General features: G+C 74.1%; 3 protein-coding genes. All 3 read right to left on the minus strand.

Annotation, left to right across the window (positions count from 1 at the left end; translation table 11 throughout):
* Positions 1-81: 81 nt before the first annotated feature.
* From AB8Z75_RS31305 to AB8Z75_RS31315, 3 genes are read right to left on the minus strand one after another with little or no spacing between them, the layout of a single operon-like run.
* Positions 82-2,004, minus strand: a complete 1,923-nt coding sequence (locus tag AB8Z75_RS31305) for a biotin carboxylase N-terminal domain-containing protein (RefSeq protein ID WP_369207936.1) — start codon at positions 2,002-2,004, stop codon at positions 82-84.
* 56 nt (positions 2,005-2,060) lie between these two features.
* On the minus strand, positions 2,061-3,686 hold the full coding sequence (locus AB8Z75_RS31310; RefSeq protein WP_369207938.1) for an acyl-CoA carboxylase subunit beta: 1,626 nt from the start codon (positions 3,684-3,686) through the stop codon (positions 2,061-2,063).
* Complete coding sequence (locus AB8Z75_RS31315; protein ID WP_369207940.1) at positions 3,683-5,473, minus strand: acyclic terpene utilization AtuA family protein; 1,791 nt, start codon at positions 5,471-5,473, stop codon at positions 3,683-3,685. The genes AB8Z75_RS31310 and AB8Z75_RS31315 overlap by 4 nt, the downstream gene beginning before the upstream one ends.
* Between the last annotated feature and the right edge of the window lie 90 nt (positions 5,474-5,563).

Consider the following 5,563-nt stretch of genomic DNA (forward strand, 5'->3'; position numbering starts at 1 on the left):
GGCTCCGCCCCCGGACCCCGGTCCTCAGACGCCGGACCGGCTGGGAAAAAGCGTCCGTGGAAGGGCGGGCCCGGGCCGCTCCTACTCCGTGACGACGGCGAGGACGGTGCCGACGTCGACCTGCCTGCCCTCGGCCACGTGCAGCGCGGTGACTCTTCCGTCCGTGGGAGCGACCACCCGGTGCTCCATCTTCATCGCCTCCAGCCACAGCAGGGGCTGCCCCGCGGTGACGGTGCTGCCCTCGGTCAGGCCCTCCGCGAGGCGGACGACGGTGCCGGGCATGGCGGCCAGCAGGGAGCCGGGTTCCGCCACGTCCTCGGGCTCGGGGAGGCGGGGCAGGGCCGTGAAGGCGTGCGCGCCGGCGAACACCAGGTCGCCGTACGTGGCGACCTGGTACCGGCGCCGCACCCCGCCGCTCTCCAGCACGACCGCGTCGGCCCGCGCGGTGACGACCCGCACGTCGGGGGACGAGACGGGCGTCAGCCGGCCGCCGCGCCCCCACGTGTAGCGCACCTCGTGCTCGGTTCCGTCGCGGTCGGCGTACCGCCGCAGGTGGGGCGCGGAGGCGAGGTTGCGCCAGCCGCCCGTCCTGGCGGCGACGCGGGGGCGGGCCGGTTCGTCGCGTACGGCGTGGGCGAGCGCGGCGGCCAGCAGGGCGTGGGCGGTTTCGTCGGCGTCCGCGTCGGTGGGTGCGGTCAGCCCGGCCAGGTGGCGGTCGTAGAAGCCGGTGCCGAGGCGGGCGGCGGCGAAGTCGGGGTGGCGCAGGGAGCGCACGAGCAGGTCGCGGTTGGTGACGGGCCCGTGCACCTGGGCCTGCTCCAACGCCCGTGCCAGCTTCCGTACCGCCGCGGAACGGGTCGGCGCGCCGGCGATGACCTTCGCGAGCATCGGGTCGTAGTGCACGCCGATCTCGCTGCCGTCCGCGACGCCGGAGTCGACGCGGACGTCCCCCGGGACGTGGAGCCGCCACAGGGTTCCCGTCTGCGGCTGCCAGTCGTGGGCCGGGTCCTCCGCGTACAGGCGCGCCTCGACGGCGTGGCCCCGCGGCGGCGGGGGTCCGTCGGCCGGGAGGGGAGCGCCCTCCGCCACCTGGATCTGGTGGGCGACCAGATCCAGCCCGTACACGCACTCGGTCACCGGGTGCTCGACCTGGAGGCGGGTGTTCATCTCCAGGAAGAAGGGGCGCCCCTGGCCGGAGACGAGGAACTCGACGGTGCCCGCGCCCGCGTAGCCGACGGCGCGGGCGGCGGCGGTCGCCGCGTCCTCCAGCGCGGCGCGCAGCCCGTCCCCGAGCCCGGGCGCCGGCGCCTCCTCGATGACCTTCTGGTGGCGGCGTTGCAGCGAGCAGTCGCGGGTGCCCAGCGCCCACACGGTGCCGTGGGTGTCGGCGAGCACCTGGACCTCGACGTGGCGGCCGTCTTCGACGTACGGCTCGACGAAGACCTCTCCGTCGCCGAACGCGGCGGCGGCCTCGGCGCGTGCGGCCTCGATCGCCCCGGCGAGCGCGGCGCGTTCCCGCACGACGCGCATGCCGCGTCCGCCGCCGCCCGCCGCGGCCTTGACCAGCACGGGAAGGTCCGCCTGAGTGACCTCTTCCGGGTCGAGGGGGGCGAGCAGCGGCACGTCCGCCTCGGCCATCAGCTTCTTGGCGCGGGTCTTGGAGGCCATGGCCTCGATCGCGGCCGGCGGCGGGCCGATCCACACGAGTCCCGCGTCCTGTACGGCGCGCGCGAAGCCGGCGTTCTCGGACAGGAAGCCGTAGCCGGGGTGGACGGCGTCGGCGCCCGCGGCGCGCGCGGCGGCGACGAGAAGGTCGCCGCGCAGGTAGGTGTCGGCCGGCGCGTTGCCCGGCAGCCGGACGGCGGCGTCGGCCTCCCGCGCGTGGGGCGCCTCGGCGTCCGCGTCGGAGTGGACGGCGACCGTGGCGATGCCCAGCTCGCGGCAGGTGCGCACGACGCGCCGCGCGATCTCGCCGCGGTTGGCGACCAGTACGGAATGGATCATTCCCTGCTCCCTGTCGTGTCCGTCCGTGACCTTCGATCCGCACCTCACCCGTCCGCTCACATCCGGAAGACGCCGAAGCCGCCGCGGGCCCCGGTCACGGGTGCGGTGTGCAGCGCCGACAGGCAGATGCCGAGGACGGTGCGGGTGTCGCGCGGATCGATGACCCCGTCGTCGTAGAGCCGCCCCGACAGGAAGACCGGCAGCGACTCGCTCTCGATCTGCTGCTCGACCATGGCGCGCAGCCCGGCGTCGGCCTCCTCGTCGAACGGTTTGCCCTTCGCGGCGGCCGACTCGCGCATGACGATCGAGAGCACGCCCGCGAGCTGCTGCGGGCCCATCACGGCGGACTTGGCGCTCGGCCACGCGAACAGGAAGCGCGGTTCGTAGGCCCGGCCGCACATCCCGTAGTGGCCCGCCCCGTAGCTGGCGCCCATCAGGACCGACAGGTGCGGCACCTTCGAGTTCGAGACGGCGTTGATCATCATCGAGCCGTGTTTGACGATGCCGCCCTGCTCGTACTCCTTGCCGACCATGTAGCCGGTCGTGTTGTGCAGGAACAGCAGCGGAATGTCGCGCTGGTTGGCGAGCTGGATGAACTGGGTGGCCTTCTGCGACTCCTCGCTGAACAGCACCCCCTGCGCGTTGGCCAGGACACCGACCGGATACCCGTGCAACCGCGCCCACCCGGTCACCAGGCTCGTCCCGTACAGCGGCTTGAACTCGTCGAAGACGGAGCCGTCCACGATCCTGGCGATCACCTCGCGCGGGTCGAACGGCACCTTGAGGTCCCCGGGCACGATGCCGAGCAGCTCCTCCGGATCGTGCACGGGCTCCGCGACGGTGTCCGGGTCCGGGTCCGGGTGCGCCTTGCGCCAGTTGAGGCGGGCGACGACGCGGCGCGCCTGGCGCAGCGCGTCCGGCTCGTCCACCGCGTAGTGGTCGGCCAGCCCCGAGGTGCGGGCGTGCATGTCCGCGCCGCCCAGCTCCTCGTCGTCGGCCTCCTCGCCGGTCGCCATCCTGACCAGCGGCGGACCGCCGAGGAAGACCTTGGCGCGCTCCTTCACCATGATCACGTGGTCGGACATCCCGGGGATGTACGCGCCGCCTGCCGTCGAGTTGCCGAACACGACGGCGACGGTGGGAATGCCGGCCTCCGAGAGCCGGGTGAGGTCCCGGAAGAGGGCGCCCCCGGGGATGAAGATCTCCTTCTGGCTCGGCAGGTCCGCGCCGCCGCTCTCCACCAGGCTCACGCACGGCAGGCGGTTCGCGTACGCGATCTCGTTGGCCCGCAGCGCCTTCTTCAGCGTCCACGGGTTGCTGGCGCCGCCGCGCACGGTCGGATCGTTCGCCGTGATCAGACACTCCACGCCCTCGATGACGCCGATGCCCGCCACCAGGGAGGCGCCCGTCGTGTAGTCGCTGCCCCACGCCGCGAGGGGGGACAGCTCAAGGAACGGGGTGTCGGGGTCGAGCAGCAACTCGATGCGCTCACGGGCCAACAGCTTGCCGCGCTCGCGGTGCCGCGCCACGTACTTCTCCCCGCCGCCCGCGAGCGCCTTCGCCTGCTCGGCGTCGAGCTCGGCCAGTCTGCCCAGCATGGCCTCGCGGTTCGCGCCGTACTCCGGTGCGCTGGTGTCGAGGGCCGACCGGAGGGCCCCGGCTGCCCCTGCTCCTACGGTCACGAGAGGAAGACCTCCGGTATGTCGAGGTGGCGCGCGCGCAGCCATTCGCCGAGCGCCTTCGCCTGCGGGTCGAAGCGGTGCTGTGCGGCCACGCCCGCGCCGAGGATGTCCTCGACCACGAAGTTGAGGGCGTGGAGGTTGGGGAGTTCCTGCCGGGTGACGGGAAGCTGGGCTGTCTCGGGGAGCAGCGCGCGGAGTCTCGCGACGGTGAGCGTCTCCCGCAGCCACTGGTAGACCGCCGGGTCCGCGTCGCGGGCCCACACCCCGATGTTGGCGCTGCCGCCCTTGTCGCCGCTGCGGGCGCCGGCGATCGCGCCGAGGGGCGCGCGCCGGGTGTTCTGCCCCGGCCCCTCCCCTTCCCGTTTCTCGGGGGGTTGCGGGGAACGGAGCCCCCCGGACGGAGTCTGGGAGAGGAGGCCCCCGGACGAAGCTTGCGGGCGGAGGCCCCCGGACGGAGTCTGTGGGCGGAGCCCCCGGTTCCGGGAAGGGGAGGGAGGGGGGAAGGACACGTCCCGCCGCCTGCCGTCCGGCAGCACCGCGACGTGGGGCACCGCCGATGCGTCGACGTACGCCGCCTCGAACACCCCGTAGGGCGCCCCCCGCGACGGTGGCGCCGTCACGTGGAAGCCCGGGTAGCTGGCCAGCGCCAGCTCGATGGCGGCGCCCGAGACGGCGCGTCCGACGGCAGTCTCTTCGTCGTCTCGGACGACCAGCCGCAGCAGCGCACTCGCCTCTTCCTGCACCTCGGCGTCCTCGCGGCCCGTCCGGGCGAGGCTCCAGGCGACCTCCCTGGGGCGGCGAGGCCCCGACAGCGCGGCCTCCATCTGACCGCGCACCAAGTCGGCCTTGGCGTCGATGTCGAGCCCGGTCAGCACGAAGGTGACCTCGTTGCGGAAGCCGCCGAGCCGGGTCAGGCCGACCTTGAGGGTGTCGGGGCGCGGCTCGCCCCTCACGCCCTCGATGCGTACACGGTCGGTGCCCGCCTGGCTGAGCCGCACGGAATCCAGGCGGGCGGTCACGTCGGGGCCCGGATAACGGGGGCCCGCGGTCTCGTAGAGGAGTTGCGCGGTGACGGTACCGACGGTGACCGCGCCGCCGGTACCGGGGTGCTTGGTGATCACCGAGCTGCCGTCCTCGGCGATCTCCGCCAGCGGGAACCCGGGTCGGCGCACGTCGATCCCTTCCGCCGCGAAGAAGGCGTAGTTGCCGCCTGTCGCCTGGGTGCCGCACTCCAGTACGTGCCCGGCGACGACCGCGCCCGCCAGCCGGTCCCAGTCGTCGTCGGCCCAGCCGAAGTGGGCGGCGGCGCAGCCCGACACGAGCGCGGCGTCACTCACCCGGCCGGTGACGACGACGTCGGCACCGGCCCGCAGGCACTCCGCGATGCCCGCGCCGCCCAAGTACGCGTTGGCCGTCAGCACCCCCTCGCCCCAGCCCCCGCGCCCGGTGAGGTCGTCGCCCTCGACGTGGGCGACCCGCGCGGGCACGCCGACGCGGTCGCTCAACGCGCGCACGGCGTCCGCCAGTCCGGCCGGGTTGAGGCCGCCCGCGTTCGTGACGAGGGTGACGCCGCGCTCCCTCGCGAGTCCGAGCCCGGTCTCCAACTGCCGCAGGAACGTTTTGGCGTAGCCGCGTGCCGGGTCCCTCAGGCGGTCGCGGCCGAGGATGAGCATCGTGAGTTCGGCGAGGTAGTCACCGGTCAGGACGTCGAGGGGGCCGCCGGTCAGCATGTCGGCGAGCGCGTCGAGGCGGTCGCCGTAGAAGCCGGAGGCGTTCCCGACGCGCAGCGGTGCGCTCCGCCGCGCCGGGTCGCTGACGCCGGTGTCTCCCCCGGAGACTCCGGTTCCCGGCCCGCTCACGCCCGCGCCTCCCCCGCC

Source organism: Streptomyces sp. PU-14G (assembly GCF_041028275.1).
Lineage (GTDB): Bacteria > Actinomycetota > Actinomycetes > Streptomycetales > Streptomycetaceae > Streptomyces.

Excerpts from the sequence above, each read along its gene's own strand:
- AB8Z75_RS31305 (WP_369207936.1), bottom strand. The coding sequence starts at position 2,004 with ATGATCCATTCCGTACTGGTCGCCAACCGCGGCGAGATCGCGCGGCGC.